Raw genomic sequence first — 15,412 nt, 5'->3', positions numbered from 1 at the left:
GCCTGCCTGTCATGTGCCCGCGTGTCACCTGCCAGTGCCTTAAACGGCTCGATCGAGACTCAAATTTTTGACAAATGGAATCCAAAGCCCGCTGTCATAGGAAAAGCCGATCCCGCCGTTCATGTGATGATGGGCGATGATGGCGGGCACATTGCGCCGCAATGTTTCTTCAAGGCCGGAGGGCAGCGGGCGCGGCGTCAGGCAGAGAATGTCGATCGTCTGGCCGATCACATGCCCTGAAAACTGGACGGGCCCCAAACGTTCGAAAGGCAATTGCAGCGCAAAGCGGTGAACGGGCAGGCGGCTTCTGTGTCCGGTAATGGATTCCTGCACCGCCCAGACGAATTGCGACAGCTCCTTCAGCATGAAGGGCGCAACGGCGACCGCCCATTTGCCGTAGCCTGGAATGTCGCGGATGCGCGGAAAAACCTGCTGGTCGAGATAATCCAGCATTTCTTCCATTTCATGCAGCTCGAACTCGCGTTCCGCGTTCTGCCCGAGCCAGCGCCGAATGCCGCCATGGCGCAGGCACAGAAAGAAAAACATGAGCCCGATCCCGAAACTGGAATTGGCTTTCGGGATTTTCGCGGTCAGCGCCGAGACGATGGCCGGATTGAGCAATAGCAGCGCTTCCATCATCGTGTGATAAGGCTGGGAGAGGTTGCGGAAACCGCTCACGATCTGCTGAGCGGGGTCGATATGGCGCAGCTGGCTTGCATCCTGAAAGGCTTTCAGCATGGAAGGATCGCGAAACCCCGTCTCATCGCGCCCTGCCGCAAGGCTGCTTTGATACCAAAGCTCGCTGCTTTTGATCGAGCCGACCACGGAGCCTTCGAACTGGGAGATGGGCCGCGCGCCCACCGGCGGCGGATCGCTTGGCGCGCGGGCGGGCGCCGGGTTCTGCATGGAAAGCGCCGGCGCCATGCTGTTCTGTACGATGCGCGCCGCCGCCGTCTGAGCAAGCGCGATGGCCGGGCGCACGGCTTCGCTCGTTAGCACCGCCTGGCCTTTGAGCGTTTGCACTTCCGTGCCGATAGGCGCCGTGCCGGTTTTGGGCGCGGCAAGCTCCGCGCGCACGCTGGTGCCGGAGGGAGAAATCGTCAACAGCAGCGCCTCGCCTGCGCCCGGCACGCGCACGCCATTTGCGGGGATCGCCTGCGTGCCGCCGGAATAGCGGATGGTGAAGGCGCCGAGATCGGTCTGCACCTGAATGAGATTATTCTGCAGCTGGCGCGTCACCGTGCCTTCAAGCGAGAGCGCCTCGGACCCCGGCACGAAAAGCGGCGGGCGGCTCAGCACCACGGCATTCGCCCGGATTTGCGTGGCCTCGCGGTAAATGCCCGGGGTAAGCGACGGCCCGTCAGCCTCTGCCGTTGCAGGCGCAATCGCTTCTGCCATGGGCCCTACCTCCGCACATTTTCCTGAAGGAGCAGCCGGTCGAAGAGAACCTGAGCAACCGCTGCGGTGCCAAGCTCCCGGTTGAGCGCATGCTTAAGACTGTCTCTGAGCGTTGCAGGGTCTGCTTTGCTCGGCAGAACGCGGCCTTCTTCCGCTGCCTCGAAAAAATGCCGCAGCATGATATCCCGCAAGATGGAGGTATCGGCGCGGTGGCGGGCGGCGGTGCCCGCATCGGTCATTTCAAGGGCGACCTCGGCCAGCAAAAATGCCTCGGTGCGTCCTTCTTCCAGGAGCGGTACGACGAACTGACCCGTTTCCACATGCAAGGAGGAGGGTTTGTCCGGGTCCGTTTCGGCTGCGGGCGGGGCCTCGGCGGCGCGCAGCCTTGCCGCCGCATCGAAGGCCATGGCCGTGCCGATGGCGCCGCCGATCAAAAGGCATACGAAAACGAAGCGAAAGACTTTCAAATCCGGCATATCCGCTCCTTAGGCTGCGTCGCGGGCTTTAGCGTGCCGGATGACGTCGTTTTCAAGCACGGTGGATTTTTCCACCGCATCGAAGCTCGGCTGCGCATCGATATGCAGCACCTTGCGGCCATATTCGATGGCAACCTGCGCGGCCGCCCCGTTCAGATGCGCAAGCAGGGTGGATTTGATCGCCAGGAAATAGCTGATCTGCGCGTCCTTGTTGGTGCGCACGAGCCCGGCCAGCGGGCTGACGACCCCGTAAGAAAGGAAGACACCGATAAACGTGCCGAAGAGCGCCCCGCCGATCAGATGGCCGAGTACTTCCGGCGGCTGATTGATCGCGCCCATCGCTCTAATCACACCGAGCACCGCCGCCACGATACCGAGCGCGGGCAGGGCATCGGCTATGACTTGCAGCGCATGGGTCGGCCGGTGCAGATCTTTGGAAAGGATGCGGATTTCCTCATCCATAAGGGATTCGATCTCATGCGGCTTGGCGGTGCCGAGCGAAAGAAGGCGCAGATAATCGCAGAGGAAATTGACGGCGCGCGGATTGGCAAGCACGCGCGGATATTGCTGGAAAAGCTCGCTCTCATGCGGGCGCTCGATCATGTTTTCAAGCTGCAGCATGCCCTGGCCCTTCACGGAGCGCAAAATTGCATAAAGCAGGCTGAGAAGTTCGAGGTAATCTTCTTCCTTCACCTTCTTGCCGTTGAAAAGATCGCCGACCGAGCGCACCGTGTCTTTCACGACCGCCAGCGGATTGCCGATGATCAGCGTGGAGATAGCAGCGCCCACCACGATCAGCATTTCGAAGGGTTGCCAGAGAACGGAAATTTCTCCTCCCATACCCATATAGCCGCCGATCACGGCGATGATCAGAAGCGGGATACCGATAAGAGGACCCATGGCGCTGTTCCCTGTCTTTGGCGGGCGGCATTGAGCGCCCGCGCATTTCACACGCAATGCAACGAGTGCAACGCACCTCGTGCAGCATCGGGACACGCTAGGAAGGGGCGGTTAAATCAGGTTTTAAGAAAAGCGCTCCGCGCGCCGGACGCTCGCCCGCGCAAACTTAAACCCGCGTTTAACCGGAGGCGGGAAAGCTCAAGATGTCATCTCAGGTCCGGCCAGTCAGAAGCACGGCGGATCTTTGCAGGTCGTCAGAAGGCGGGACACCTCTTTGAACCTAGAAAGAAGGAAACAGAGCTATGACGGCTTCTATTCTCACTAATGTCGGCGCAATGACCGCGCTGCAGACCCTTACCAGCACGAACCAGCAGCTGGAAATGACCCAGGACCGTATTTCGACGGGCATGCGCGTCGCAAAAGCCAAGGACAACGCGGCTTATTGGGCGATTGCCACGACGATGCGGACCGACCTCGTGGGCTATCAGGCGATTTCGGATGCTATCGGCCTCGGTCAGGCGACCGCGGACGTGGCGTCCACCGCCAACGAATCCATCGTGAACCTGCTCAAGGATATGAAGCAGCGTCTCGTGGCGGCCCAGGATGCCGGTGTGGACAAGGAGAAGATCAACGACGATATCCAGCAGTTGAAGGGGCAGATCCTCTCAGTGGTGAACTCCGCCAACTTTAACGGCAACAACTGGCTGGACGGTTCGATCAACGATACGAACAACAACGGTAACCCCGTGAACATCCTTGCCTCGCTTGTGCGTACGGGTGCCACGGTTACGCCGCAGAATATCGTGTTCGATCCGGGCCAGACGGCCTATGTCGGTGCAGCGGTGGGTGATGGCCACTTCACCACGCAGCTTAGCGGTGGTGCGGCCGGCTTGATCGCCAACGGTATCCTCGATGCCGCTTTCGCGATCGACAACACCACCACGGCTGCCGATCTTGCCGACGCACTGGGTGAAGTCGAAGCAGCTGTTGCCAAGGCGACCGAAGTCGGCTCCACGCTGGGGTCGATCGAAAAGCGTCTGGGCATTCAGCACGACTTCGTGCAGAAGCTCGCCGACGCCGCAGAACGCGGTATCGGTGTGCTGGTCGATGCCGACATGAACCGCGAAAGCGCTCGTCTGAAAGCCCTGCAGGTCCAGCAGCAGCTGGGTATTCAGGCGCTGACGATCGCCAATGGCGCGCCGCAGAACATTCTGGCGCTCTTCCGTGGCTAACGGACGCGGTTAACAGAAGCACTCAAGATGGGGCCTGCCCTCCGGGGCGGGCCCTTTTCCGTTAGGTGCGTTATTTCTGGAAGGAAACGGATACCTCCGGCCGCACGCCATACCATCGCTCGGCGGCAGCAAGCACGCGGTCGAGATAGTTGCGTGCATGGGAGGGGGTGCGCGAGTGATACCAGCCCATGCCCTGCCAGACATTGCCGCCCGCCTCGTCGATATTGACCCGCAGGATCCAGGTGCCGACGGCGATGTTAAAGCAGGCGTCGTTCTGCAGCTGGCGGCGCAGGAGCGCGCGCGGGCGCTCATAATGTTCCTCGATCAAGGGCAGCCAGAACGTGTTGATCTGCATGGGGCCAAGATCATCCGTGCCGTTGCTGTTGCCCGAGACGGTGCCGGCCTCGCCCCCTTCCACATCGAGGATGAGCCAGATCAGCGGCTCGGGCACCTCGTAATGCGCGGCAGCCTTGCTAATGCAGGTTTTAAGCTCCGGCGTGCTGGCCGCCGCCTTTACCGCATGGGCGGAGGGTGCGCCAAGGCCGGAAAGGGCGAGGCAAGCGGTGAATGCGGCAATGCCGGTGAAGCGGGGCATGGCTCTTCCATTTTCAATGAGAAGAAGAGTTTCGCCGCGCGGCTTTAAAACCGGATTTCGGTTTTGCTTTCTTCCGCAAGGTTCCTCGCCCATAATAGACCGGCTGTTCTAAAAGGTGAGTGATGAAAAAGCCGCAAAATACAAAGCCGGACGGGCAGGGGCAGGCCTCTGCAAAACCCGCGAACAAGAAGATCAGCAAAGGGCAGAAAACCCGCCAGCAATTGATTGAGGTCGCTGCTTCTCTTTTCCAGAAGCAGGGGTTTCACGCGACCGGCATTTTCGACATTGCCGAGGCCGGGAATCTGCCCAAGGGGTCGATCTATTATCACTTTCCGGGCGGTAAGGAAGAGATCGGCGCGGCTGCCGTCGCCTTTGCCGGCGGACAGATCGCCGAGGCGCTGGAAGAGCTCGCCGGCAAGGCGAAAGACCCGGCGGACCTCATGACCAAAGCCGCAGCCCTTTTGGGGGATGTGCTTGTCGAGAGCGATTTCCAGGGGGGCTGTCCCGTCTGTCTGGTGGCGCTGGAAGTCGCGGGCAAGGCCGAGCCCATCCGGTTAAGCGCGCTTGAGGCTTATGCGCGCTGGCAGGCGATCATCGAGAAACATCTCTGCCGCTTTGGCATGGAAAAGAAAAAAGCCGCCGCTCAGGCAGAGCTTGCCATTGCCGCCATCGAAGGCGCGCTCATCCTCTCGCAGGTCCAGCGCTCTCCGGCGCCGCTGAGGCGCCTCGCCCGTCAGCTCACCCTCTCCCTGGCTTAAGAGCCCGCACACCCTGTACAGGTAAGACCGCTCTGCCTCCTGTGAAGTGGCGGAAATTCGCGCCATTTTCGTGCCCGGCGGCATTTGTCTTGACAAAAATAGACCGGACAACATAAAAAATATCCAGAACACAGGAGAGATATCATGAGTCAGTCCCGCAGCCTTCCCTTTACCCCGCGTACCCTGCTTTTGACGGGCCTGGCCTTGCTTGGCGCCCTTCTCTTGGTGATCGGGGGGTTCGCCGCCTATCAGCTTTGGCCCCGCGTGATCGACACGTCCGCACTTGCCGGGGAAGGGGAATACCGCCTACCCGTGCCGGAGCCGGGTGCGCCGCAAGTGGAACTCGGCTATTTCGTAACCGGACAGAACGTCTCGCCCCAGGCGTTTATTTTCAGCGGCGGCAGCCTCCTGAAAGAACACACCTCGATTTTCTCCGGCGTCGTCGTACGCCATCCCGAAGCGACTTTCCTGTTCGAAGGCGGGATCGGCTCGCGCATTGCCGGAGAGTTCGAGCGGAATTTTTCCGGTCTCAATGCCAAGCTCTTTGCCTATGAAGGAAGGACCCCGGCGCTGGAGCAATTGCGTGCGGCGGGGCTTGCGCCATCCGATTTCAACTTCGTCCTGCTCACGCATTTGCACTGGGACCATGCAGGCATCATCAAGGACTTCCCGCAAACGCCAATTCGCCTTCTCGAGGCTGAATATGAAGGCGCGGTCACAGCGGGTAAGATCGGCAATCCCGGCTTCTTTCCCGAACAATATATGGACCCGGCCATCAATTGGGATTTCGTCAAGCTAGATCCTGTTCCCTTCGGTCCTTTTGAACGTTCCAAGGACATTTTCGGGGACGGAACCGCCGTGCTGGTGGAGCTTGGCGGTCACACGGCAGGCTCATTGGGCCTTGTGCTGACCCGCAGCCCCAAAGAGCGCTATTTTTTCATCGGCGATGTTTCCTGGTCAGCGGAAGCGGTTTCTATTCCGGCCGAAAAAACACCCTTCGCCCGCTCGCTTGTCGACCGGAATAGGGAAGAGACCGCGCGCACCGTGGCGCTGCTTCACGAAATCGCGAAGGCCAATCCGGGGCTCGCCATCGTGCCTTCTCATGATGAGGCGGCCTTTGCGGCACTGCCCCGCCTTGCTGCTGCCGCGCCTTGATCTGCCGCAATACCGCAGGCGCGGGCAACATGCCGCCTTTGCCGCTCTCACCCGAGCCTTTATGGTGAGCGCGGGTGGCTCGGCGGGTTAATGCGGCAGCGCATTCGCGGGCAAAGGGACGGCGATGAAAATATTGATTGCAGGCGGCGGCATTGGCGGTCTTACCGCGGCACTCGCGCTTCTCGCAAAGGGGCATGAGGTCCTGCTCTTCGAGCAAAACGCCGATATGGGCGAGGTGGGCGCCGGGCTTCAGCTCGGGCCGAATGCGCTGCGGGTTCTTTTTTCCCTCGGTCTTGAGGAAGCGTTGACGCAGGTCTCCTTCGAGCCGCAAGGCATCGAGCTGCGCGATCACGCCTCGGGCCGGCTTCTCACGCAGATCCCGCTGGGCGAGCGGGCGCGGGCACGCTACGGGCTTCCCTATTTTCATATTCACCGGGCGGACCTTCACCGGCTTTTGCGCGAGGCGGTCGCAGCGCGCAGCCCCGGCACGATCCGCACCGAGGCGAAAGTAAACGGCCTTTATCAGAATGCCGGATCGGCGACGCTCATCCTTGAAGACGGCGCGGTGGAAAGCGGCGATCTGATTGTCGGCGCCGACGGCATTCATTCGGCGGTGCGTACGGCGCTTTTCGGCGCGCAAAAACCCATCTTCAAAAAGATGATGGCCTGGCGCGGCCTTGTGCCCGCCGAGCGGCTCAAAGATGCGGGCCTGCGCCCTGTTGTTACGAGCTGGCTTGCGCCCCATGCCCATGCCATCACCTATTATGTGCGCGGCGGCGAGCTGGTGAATTTCGTCGGCGTGGTCGAGCGGGACACCTGGGTCTCCGAAGCCTGGATGGAACCTGGTAGCCGGGAGGAATTGCGCCGGGATTTCGGTTCCTGGCACCCCACATTAAGTACTGTGGCTGAAGCAGTGGAAAAACCCTTCCGCTGGGCGCTTCATGCGCGCGCGCCGCTTGCCTCCTGGAGTTCAGGCCGCGTCACGCTGCTGGGCGATGCCTGCCATCCGATGCTCCCGTTTCTTGCGCAAGGCGCGGCCATGGCGATCGAGGATGCCTGCATCCTGACTGCCTCCCTTGAAACGGCACCCGTGCCGGACGCGCTTGCCCGCTATGAAGCGGTGCGCAAACCGCGCGCCTCCAAGGTGCAGGCGCAATCCGAAGCGAATGCGGGGCTCTTTCATCTTGCCCATCCGGTGATGCGCCGCGGGGTGCATTTTGCCATGGCGGCCGGCTCGAAATTGCTGCCGGGCTTTACGGCGTCCCGCTATGACTGGCTGATGAAATATGACGCGACAGAAGCGTTATGAGTCCTGCTTTGCCTTGCGCACCGTCTCTTCCAGTGCGCTGAGAAAACGGGAGCGGTCTTTCGGCGTGAAGGCCGGATTGTAACTTTTAAAATCGCTCGTCTCCCGCAACGTGCTGGTCAGATCGCGCATCGCGAGCGACATGCCGATATTTTCCTGCGAAAATGGTTTGCCGCTTGGCCCGAGTGCCAGCGCCTGCTTTTCAAGGCAGCGCGCGGCAAGGGGAATATCGGCGGTGATCACAATGTCGTTCTCGCCGATATGATCCGCAATCCAATTATCGGCGGCGTCCGGGCCTTCCGGTACGATCATTTGCCGCACAAGCGGGCTGCGCGGCACGCGCATACCGCTATTGGAAACGATATAGGTCAAAAGCCCGTGCCGCTCGGCAACGCGCAGCGTTTCGTCTTTCACCGGGCAGGCATCGGCATCGACATAGATCGTGGTCATGTGCCCTCCAGCTCCTCGCGCAGCATTTCAAGAGCAAGCCAGTCTTCTTCCTTCCGGGCAAGCTCGGCCTCTGCCGCTTCCAGCGCCTTGGCTGATTTGGCAAAACCCTCCGGGTCCTTGGAATAAAAATCGGGCGCGGCGAGTTTCTCTTTAAGCAGCGCAATTTTCTCAGCAAGCGTTTCCATCTCGCCGGGCAGTGTTTCAAGCGCATGTTTTTCTTTGAAGGAGAGCTTGCGCTTTTCTTGTTTTTTGGCGGGCGTAGAGGGCGCCTTGTCGCTGCCGGATTTTTGTTTGGCGGGCGCAGCGGGTTTTTCTTCCTTTTTGCGCGCGCCGCGCTGGCGCTCCATATCGCTATAGCCGCCGGGATAGACCTGCCAGACGCCATCTCCCTCCGAGGCGATCGTATAGGTCACGATCCGGTCGAGGAAATCGCGGTCGTGACTGACGAGCAAAAGCGTGCCGTCATAATCGGCGAGCATTTCCTGAAGGAGATCCAGCGTTTCGATATCGAGATCGTTGGTAGGCTCGTCGAGGATCAGAAGGTTGGAAGGGCGGGCCAGCGCGCGGGCCAGCATCAACCGCCCGCGCTCCCCGCCGGAGAGCGCATGGACGGGCGTGCGCGCCTGTTCCGGGGCAAAGAGGAAATCCTTCATATAGCCGATGACATGCTTGCTGCTGCCGCCGACTTCCACCATATCGCCGCGCCCGCCGGTCAAAACGTCGCGCAAGGTCTCGTTTGGATCAAGGCTTTCCCGGTTCTGTTCCAGCGTCACCATCTGCCGGTTCGTGCCGAGCTTGATGCGGCCTTCATCGGGGGCAAGATCGCCCGTGATGAGTTTCAGGAGTGTGGTCTTGCCCGCGCCGTTGGGCCCGACAATGCCCACCCTGTCGCCGCGCAGGATTTTCACGCTCAAGGATTTGACGATGGGCGTGCCGTCATAGGATTTGCTCACCTCTTCAAGGTCGGCGACGAGCTTGCCGGAGGTTTCCCCTTCGGTTGCCGCCATGTTCACCGTTGCGGTGGCACGGCGCAGCGCTTCGCCTTGGCTGACACGTGCCGCGCGCAGTGAGTGGAGATCGCGCAGCCGCTTCTGATTGCGCTTGCGCCGGGCGGTGACGCCGTAGCGCAGCCAGTCTTCTTCCTGCTCGATTTTGCGTTCGAGCTTGTGTTGGGCCTGCGCTTCTTCCTCGATCAGCCGGTCGCGCGTTTCCTCGAAGGCGGCAAAACCGACATTGAAGGCGCGCGTGCGTCCGCGGTCGAGCCAGACGGTATTGCGCGAAAGATTGGATAAAAAGCGCCGGTCGTGGCTGATGAGGACGAGGGCGGATTTCAGCCCGCGCAATTCGCTTTCCAGCCATTCGATGGCGGGCAGGTCGAGATGGTTCGTCGGTTCATCGAGAAGCAGAATATCGGGTGAGGGGGCAAGCGTGCGGGCGAGGGCCGCGCGGCGCGCCTGACCGCCGGAAAGATGCGCGGGGTTTTCTTCTCCCGTCAGCCCCAGCCGCTCCAGAAGATAGCGCGCCCGGTAAGGATCGTCTCCCGGCCCGAGTCCGGCCTCGGCAAAGGCAAGGGCGGTGTCGAAGCCGCTGAAATCCGGCTCCTGCGGCAAATAGCGTATGGTGGCGCCGGGCTGCAGGAAAATCTCGCCGCTATCGGGCGTGGCAAGCCCGGCGGCGACTTTCAAAAGGGTCGATTTGCCGGACCCGTTCCGCCCCACAAGGCAAAGCCGCTCGCCCGGCGAGACGGCAAGCTCCGCCCCGTTCAGAAGCGGTGTGCCTCCAAAGGTCAGGTGGATATTTTTCAGATGTAAAAGCGGCGGCGCCATGGCCTTGGGCTTAATGGCCCGGCCTGTACCTGACAAGAGGCTTTCTTGACCCTAAAAGGAGCTTTTGGGGCGCGGCCTAGCGCAGGCGGCCTTCTTCGCCGGCATCTTTCTCGAAGCGTTCCAGCTCTTTCTCGCTCAAGACCTCGTCGCGGTCTTCGTCATAATAGCCGTGAAACCCCTTGGAGAACTCACGCTCGTCCACGATTCCGTCCTTGTCGAGGTCCCATTTCTGGTAAATGCCCTGGGCGGCGAATTGCTGCTCGAAAGCACCGGCATCGATCCCGGCGGGGCCTGCCGCCCAGGCGGAAGTGGCCAGAATATAGGTCATTGCGGCCAGAAGAGCGGCCAGCCATTCGTTGTTGACGATAAAGGCAAAGATCGGCTTGCGGTCCATGGCTCCCTCCCATGTCTGCATCCCATGTCTGCATCCCATGTCGGCATCTCAAGGCGGCACAGCTGCCGCACTTTAGCTAGTTCAGTTTAAACGCGCGGGCAGGGGCATTGGTTCCCGCTTGAGATGCGGAGAAACAGGCAAAGAAAAACCGGCGGGGAGGCCCCGCCGGTTCGTCCGTTTCACGCTAAGGTGCGGCGCTTAGAGACGTTCGATGATCGTCACATTGGCCAGGCCGCCGCCTTCGCACATGGTTTGCAGGCCATAGCGCTTGTTCTGGTTTTTCAGTGCATGGACCAGCGTCGTCATGAGCTTGGCGCCGGAGCCGCCGAGCGGGTGGCCGAGCGCGATGGCGCCGCCATTGACGTTGAGTTTTTCCGGGTCGGCGCCGGTTTCCTTCAACCAGGCAAGCGGCACGGAAGCGAACGCTTCATTGACTTCGTAAAGGTCGATGTCGTCGATTTTCATGCCGGCTTTCTGCAGCGCCTTCTGCGTGCCCGGGATCGGGGCTTCGAGCATGATGATGGGATCGCCGCCCACAACGGTCATGTGGTGGATGCGGGCCATCGGCGTCAGGCCGAGTTCCTTCAGCGTTTTTTCATTGACGATCATGACACCGGCCGAGCCGTCGCAGATCTGGCTGGAGGTTGCCGCCGTCAGCCGGCCGCCTTCGGCAAGCAGCTTCACGCCCTTGATGCCGTCAAGGCTGGCATCGAAGCGGATGCCTTCGTCAACCTTGTGCATTTCCTTGCCGTTTTCCGTTTCCACTTCCACGGCAAGAATTTCATCGTCGAACGCGCCGGCCTGGGTTGCGGCGATCGCGCGCTGATGGCTCCGGTAGCCGAATTCGTCCAGCTCATCGCGGGAGATGTCGTATTTCTTCGCCATCATTTCAGCGCCCATGAACTGGGAGAACTGAATGTCCGGATAGCGCTTCTGCATTTCCGGGCTCATATAAACACCGAAGCCGTTTTTGGCGGGCAGCGACGCGGGCAGGCCCATCGGCACGCGTGTCATGCTTTCAACGCCGGCGGCGATCACGCAGTCCATGAAGCCGGACATCACAGCCTGAGCGGCAAAGTGGATCGACTGCTGGGAAGACCCGCACTGACGGTCGACGCTGGTGGCCGGAATGCTTTCCGGCAGACCGGCGGCGAGCACGGCGTTACGGCCGATATTCACGGCCTGCTCGCCCGCCTGGCCGACGCAGCCCATGATCACATCGTCGATGCGGGCCGGGTCGATATCGGTTTTCTTGACGAGGTCTTTGAGCACCGCGCCGGCGAGGTCCGCCGGATGCCAGCCTTTGAGTTTGCCGTCGCGGCGGCCGCCTGCCGTGCGCGAAGCAGCAACGATATATGCTTCTGCCATGAGTGAGTTCCTTCCTGTTAACGCAATCCGTTATGGGTCAGGGCTTTTGCCCTTTATGCGGATAAAAGCTGCCCTTCCTTTACACCCTTTGAAACGCGCGCTCTAGCACTCTCGCCGCAGATTTGATCACTTCATCCGCGTGACGTAGGGGAACATTGGAAAGAGAAAGGCGCGGTTGAAGGCGCGTCACGCCGGCTCGAGCAATTTCAAGATTACCTCGACTGTGCAGGCTTTCGCTTCTTCCACGCTGAGCTTTTGCTCATTGCGCAAATGGTCCCAAGCGGCGAAAGAAGCGGCCATTTCTACCCCCGCGCGCGCCGCCGCAGGGGCACTGGCGCATTCGGGCAGACAGGTCCAAAGCCAGAGGCGCATCTCCAAATTGCCCGAGGCCCGCCGCCGTTCGATTTCGGGCGAGTTCCAATGGCGCATGCGGTCGGAGCGGATAAAAGGGCCTGCCCGTTCGTAGAATTCGCCCCTGATATCCGTCATGGCGCGGGTGCGCGCTTCCAGATCGCCCGTGATCTTTTCTTGCGCCGATTGGATGAGCGGGCGCAGGGAGGCATCGAGCCGTTCCTGAATAGCGGCATAAAGCGTGTCAATATCATCGAAATGCCGATAGACGGAGCGAAGCCCGACTTGTGCCTTTTCGGCCACCTGCTCGCCGGTTGGCGCGGACTGGCCGCTTTCGATCAGCTCGAACAGCGCGTCGATGATTTTTTGTTTCGTCTGCGCGCCCCGCGCGGCGCGGCCATCGGTTTTTTTGACGAAACTGACTTTGTGGGTCTTCGACACCCTCTTGGCTCTCCCCTGCGCCGGATCTCATGGAATAAACGTAAGGCCTTGCGCGCCGGGCTGCGAGCATTTAGCCGCCGGGTTTGGTCTTCTCATGTTTAGGCATTGAGGGTGTCGATTTTTATGAGAAAGATCTGTCCATGATATTTTGTCATGATTCCGCCCGGAGGGTGGCGAAGTGCCGGCAGGTGTGGCACGGTGATATTTCGTATGAAGAAAGTCTTTAAGAATCAGCTAGTTCATTGATTTGACTGATAAATTATCCGGTTTTCATATATGCCGATTTGTTACAGTTATATTTAAACTGAGTCATTAAAGCCCGAAGTTATTGACAAGAAGCGTGTCTATTAATCTTCTAGGGTGTGCTTGAGTGCCGAGGGGCTCGCAAAGCACCAATCGAAGTAATCGAGGTATGCGGGGCGCGAATCGCTTCGCGTGAGGAGGGAATAGATGATCGGAAAGATCAGCGGACGCGGCGCGCTAGGCGCGGCGTCGCTGCTGGCGATGACATGTCTATCGGGCATGCCGGCCAGCGCATTGGAATATCAATTCGGCGGTGTGCAGATTTACTTCGACACGACGGTTTCGGCCGGTGTGTCGGCGCGCGTCTCCGAACGTAATGACCTGTTTTTACCGGGCGGTAACGGCGGCCCAATCGAAAGTCGAGTGGACGTAGAAACGACCGCTGGTTTGACCACTACGGCTTCTGCTGCTGCCGGTAACTTCGGTAATCAGGTTGTGACGCTCGACCGCGAAACGGGCCCGAACGCTTTTGCCGGGTCGATCAACACCGATGACGGCCGTTTGAACTTCGACAAATGGGACCTGACATCGGGCGTCGTCAAAATGACGAACGACATTCAGGCGAACTGGCAGAACTACACGCTCTTTGCCCGTGTGAACTCGTTCTACGACGCGGTTCTGGACAATGACAGCTCTTACGAGCGCTTTGCCCTGAACGAAGGCGGCAAGGTGGATGCCGCCCGCGACATCGACCTGCTCGACCTTTATGTGTCGGCGGATTACAACGTGGGCGATTTGCCGCTCAACCTGCGTATCGGCCGCCAGGTGATCAACTGGGGCGAAGGCACGTTCATTCTGAATGGTGTGAACTCCGTTTCCCCGCTCGATGTGAACGCCTTCCGCCGTCCGGGCGCCGAAATCAAAGAAGGCCTGCTTCCCGTTTAGGCGGCTTATGGCTCCATCGGTCTTCCCTACAATCTCGCGCTGGAAGGTTTCTATCAGCTCGAATGGGAAGAAACCCAGCTCGACCGTCCGGGCACGCCCTTCTCCGGCTCTGACGTAACCGCGCAAGGCGGCGTGGCGAACGGCCAGTCCTTCGTGACGGGCGGTGAGTTCATTTCCGGTTTCTTCAACCGTAACTGTTCCACTGCAGGTAACATCAGCGGCGAGTTTGACAAAGAAGTATCGGATCCGCGTTTCAATTGCGGCGGAGGGGTGAACCCTTATCTCGACTACTCGGTTGCTTATCCGACAGGGAACAATGAAGCCCTTCGTCTTGCTCTGAAAGACGGCACGGGTGATATAGCCCGTGATCAGGACCGGGAAGCAAGCGACAGCGGCCAGTACGGTCTCGCACTGCGCTGGTATTCGGAAGAGCTGAACTCCACTGAGTTCGGTTTCTATTTCATGAACTACCATAGCCGTGTGCCGATCGCGAGCGAGCGCTATATCAACCGTCCTGGAAACACGTCGCTCCAAGTTTATAACGCAACGGGCCTGAACGCAGGGCAGACAACCTGCGGCGCATTGCAGAGCGGATGCCTAGGCGGCGGTGCTGGTCCTGGCGCGGCACTGGCTACTTTCAATCCGGCCAAGTTGGCTTATTTGAACAGCACGCAGGTGAATGACCCGGACGGGCTGATCCAGGCGGCGAAGAACGGTTTGGCGCTGAACGGTAGCCCGACTGTTGCAAGTGTTATCGCACCTGTAGCACAAATTGCGACCGGCGGCATTAATGGTGGCAGCTTGCTGGAAGCAATGATCCTCAACTGTGCGTTGATTGCCGACCAGTCTGTGGATTTGAACGCTGATACCGTTCCGGATTTGGCTGTGGACGGTGCCGAAATTCTGGCCGCAACCACGACGGCGGGTGCCGCAAGCAACATTGGTCTCTTCTTGGAATACCCGGAAGACATCAAGCTCTTCGGCTTCTCCTTCAACACCACGATTGGTGATTGGGGCGTGCAGGGCGAAACCTCGTTCCGCCCGAACCAGCCGCTGCAGCTCGATACGGACCAGCTGACGCTTGCTGCTCTCGGCGCCTCGTGTTTGTTCGACTTCATCCTGGGTGCAGACACCGTGTCCGCACAGGTTGATGCTGGTCAGACCTTCCGTCCGAACTCCACCTGCGGCAGCGTCGGTGTGGGCCAAAGCGCGGAATATTCCGGCTTTGTCCGTGAAGAGGTCCTGACGGCTCAGATCGGCACGACGGCGACCTACACCCAGTCCAACCCGCTGATCGGCGCGCTTGGTGCCGACCTCGGTATCCTGGTGACGGAAGCCGGGGCGATGTGGGTGCCGGATGTTCCGGATGAAGCCGACTTCTCCCGCAAGCAGCTTGCCAATGTGTGTACTGCCGGTACGGACCTGCCGCTCGGCGCCTTCCTTGCGCTCGACAACCGTCAGGGCTGCCGTCCCACCAGCCTGTCCTGGGGCTACGTGCTCCTCGGCCAGCTGCAGTACAACAACGCGTTCGGCACGCCGATCACGCTGAACCCGACCATCGCATGGCAGCATGA

13 protein-coding genes and 1 pseudogene are annotated in these 15,412 nt (G+C 60.2%); 5 read left to right on the top strand and 9 right to left on the bottom strand.

The features are described from left to right. Positions 1-39 precede the first annotated feature (39 nt). From M2A_RS08710 to motA, 3 genes are read right to left on the bottom strand one after another with little or no spacing between them, the layout of a single operon-like run. Positions 40-1,398 carry a hypothetical protein gene (locus M2A_RS08710; RefSeq protein ID WP_045445964.1) on the bottom strand — a complete coding sequence of 453 codons (1,359 nt, stop codon included), beginning with the start codon at positions 1,396-1,398 and terminating at the stop codon, positions 40-42. Positions 1,399-1,403: 5 nt separating this feature from the next. Beyond that, positions 1,404-1,874, bottom strand: coding sequence for a flagellar basal body-associated FliL family protein (locus M2A_RS17330; RefSeq protein ID WP_052379338.1), 471 nt, complete (start codon positions 1,872-1,874; stop codon positions 1,404-1,406). Positions 1,875-1,883: 9 nt separating this feature from the next. Beyond that, positions 1,884-2,774, bottom strand: a complete 891-nt coding sequence (gene motA / locus M2A_RS08700) for a flagellar motor stator protein MotA (RefSeq protein WP_045445962.1) — start codon at positions 2,772-2,774, stop codon at positions 1,884-1,886. Between the two features lie 302 nt (positions 2,775-3,076). Here motA and M2A_RS08695 point away from each other — a divergent pair, with 302 nt between their 5' ends. Further along, positions 3,077-4,006 (top strand): flagellin N-terminal helical domain-containing protein, encoded by a 930-nt coding sequence (locus tag M2A_RS08695; RefSeq protein WP_045445959.1) that lies wholly within the window; start codon positions 3,077-3,079, stop codon positions 4,004-4,006. Positions 4,007-4,076: 70 nt separating this feature from the next. On the opposite strand, the gene M2A_RS08690 is transcribed toward M2A_RS08695, so the two are convergent. Beyond that, positions 4,077-4,601 carry a lytic transglycosylase domain-containing protein gene (locus tag M2A_RS08690; RefSeq protein WP_052379337.1) on the bottom strand — a complete coding sequence of 175 codons (525 nt, stop codon included), beginning with the start codon at positions 4,599-4,601 and terminating at the stop codon, positions 4,077-4,079. A gap of 122 nt (positions 4,602-4,723) precedes the next feature. On the opposite strand from M2A_RS08690, the gene M2A_RS08685 reads away from it, so the two are divergent. The 3 genes from M2A_RS08685 to M2A_RS08675 all read left to right on the top strand — a co-directional run bounded on the left by M2A_RS08685 (position 4,724) and on the right by M2A_RS08675 (position 7,823). Continuing rightward, the gene (locus M2A_RS08685; RefSeq protein ID WP_081875507.1) at positions 4,724-5,359 is read left to right on the top strand and encodes a TetR/AcrR family transcriptional regulator; all 636 of its coding nucleotides are present in this window, start codon (positions 4,724-4,726) and stop codon (positions 5,357-5,359) included. Between the two features lie 144 nt (positions 5,360-5,503). Further along, on the top strand, positions 5,504-6,514 hold the full coding sequence (locus M2A_RS08680; RefSeq protein ID WP_052379336.1) for an MBL fold metallo-hydrolase: 1,011 nt from the start codon (positions 5,504-5,506) through the stop codon (positions 6,512-6,514). A gap of 124 nt (positions 6,515-6,638) precedes the next feature. After that, the gene (locus M2A_RS08675; protein ID WP_045445956.1) at positions 6,639-7,823 is read left to right on the top strand and encodes an FAD-dependent monooxygenase; all 1,185 of its coding nucleotides are present in this window, start codon (positions 6,639-6,641) and stop codon (positions 7,821-7,823) included. Here the strand turns inward: M2A_RS08675 and M2A_RS08670 are convergent. The 5 genes from M2A_RS08670 to M2A_RS17325 all read right to left on the bottom strand — a co-directional run bounded on the left by M2A_RS08670 (position 7,818) and on the right by M2A_RS17325 (position 12,650). Then, positions 7,818-8,270: a YaiI/YqxD family protein gene (locus tag M2A_RS08670; RefSeq protein WP_045445953.1), complete on the bottom strand. Its 453-nt coding sequence runs from the start codon at positions 8,268-8,270 to the stop codon at positions 7,818-7,820. The two genes, M2A_RS08675 and M2A_RS08670, sit on opposite strands and share 6 nt — an antisense overlap. Next, positions 8,267-10,096 (bottom strand): ABC-F family ATP-binding cassette domain-containing protein, encoded by a 1,830-nt coding sequence (locus M2A_RS08665; RefSeq protein ID WP_045445950.1) that lies wholly within the window; start codon positions 10,094-10,096, stop codon positions 8,267-8,269. Before M2A_RS08665 ends, M2A_RS08670 begins: the two co-directional genes overlap by 4 nt. Positions 10,097-10,172: 76 nt before the next feature. After that, positions 10,173-10,490 (bottom strand): hypothetical protein, encoded by a 318-nt coding sequence (locus M2A_RS08660; RefSeq protein ID WP_045445947.1) that lies wholly within the window; start codon positions 10,488-10,490, stop codon positions 10,173-10,175. Positions 10,491-10,688: 198 nt separating this feature from the next. Continuing rightward, a complete protein-coding gene (locus tag M2A_RS08655) occupies positions 10,689-11,858 on the bottom strand; it encodes an acetyl-CoA C-acetyltransferase (RefSeq protein ID WP_045445944.1) in 1,170 nt (389 codons plus the stop codon). 186 nt (positions 11,859-12,044) lie between these two features. Then, entirely contained in the window at positions 12,045-12,650 is a 606-nt protein-coding gene (locus tag M2A_RS17325) for a TetR/AcrR family transcriptional regulator (RefSeq protein WP_052379335.1), read from the bottom strand. A 450-nt stretch (positions 12,651-13,100) separates the two neighbouring features. Here M2A_RS17325 and M2A_RS08640 point away from each other — a divergent pair. After that, positions 13,101-15,412: pseudogene (locus tag M2A_RS08640) on the top strand (DUF1302 domain-containing protein); the annotation flags it as partial.

Source organism: Tepidicaulis marinus, from assembly GCF_000739695.1.
GTDB lineage: Bacteria > Pseudomonadota > Alphaproteobacteria > Parvibaculales > Parvibaculaceae > Tepidicaulis > Tepidicaulis marinus.
This window is presented reverse-complemented; position numbering and strand designations above follow the sequence as displayed.

Excerpts from the sequence above, each read along its gene's own strand:
- M2A_RS08655 (WP_045445944.1), bottom strand. The coding sequence starts at position 11,858 with ATGGCAGAAGCATATATCGTTGCTGCTTCGCGCACGGCAGGCGGCCGC.
- M2A_RS08680 (WP_052379336.1), top strand. The coding sequence starts at position 5,504 with ATGAGTCAGTCCCGCAGCCTTCCCTTTACCCCGCGTACCCTGCTTTTG.
- M2A_RS08665 (WP_045445950.1), bottom strand. The coding sequence starts at position 10,096 with ATGGCGCCGCCGCTTTTACATCTGAAAAATATCCACCTGACCTTTGGA.
- M2A_RS08675 (WP_045445956.1), top strand. The coding sequence starts at position 6,639 with ATGAAAATATTGATTGCAGGCGGCGGCATTGGCGGTCTTACCGCGGCA.
- M2A_RS08670 (WP_045445953.1), bottom strand. The coding sequence starts at position 8,270 with ATGACCACGATCTATGTCGATGCCGATGCCTGCCCGGTGAAAGACGAA.
- motA (WP_045445962.1), bottom strand. The coding sequence starts at position 2,774 with ATGGGTCCTCTTATCGGTATCCCGCTTCTGATCATCGCCGTGATCGGC.
- M2A_RS08685 (WP_081875507.1), top strand. The coding sequence starts at position 4,724 with ATGAAAAAGCCGCAAAATACAAAGCCGGACGGGCAGGGGCAGGCCTCT.
- M2A_RS08710 (WP_045445964.1), bottom strand. The coding sequence starts at position 1,398 with ATGGCAGAAGCGATTGCGCCTGCAACGGCAGAGGCTGACGGGCCGTCG.
- M2A_RS08695 (WP_045445959.1), top strand. The coding sequence starts at position 3,077 with ATGACGGCTTCTATTCTCACTAATGTCGGCGCAATGACCGCGCTGCAG.
- M2A_RS17330 (WP_052379338.1), bottom strand. The coding sequence starts at position 1,874 with ATGCCGGATTTGAAAGTCTTTCGCTTCGTTTTCGTATGCCTTTTGATC.
- M2A_RS08660 (WP_045445947.1), bottom strand. The coding sequence starts at position 10,490 with ATGGACCGCAAGCCGATCTTTGCCTTTATCGTCAACAACGAATGGCTG.
- M2A_RS08690 (WP_052379337.1), bottom strand. The coding sequence starts at position 4,601 with ATGCCCCGCTTCACCGGCATTGCCGCATTCACCGCTTGCCTCGCCCTT.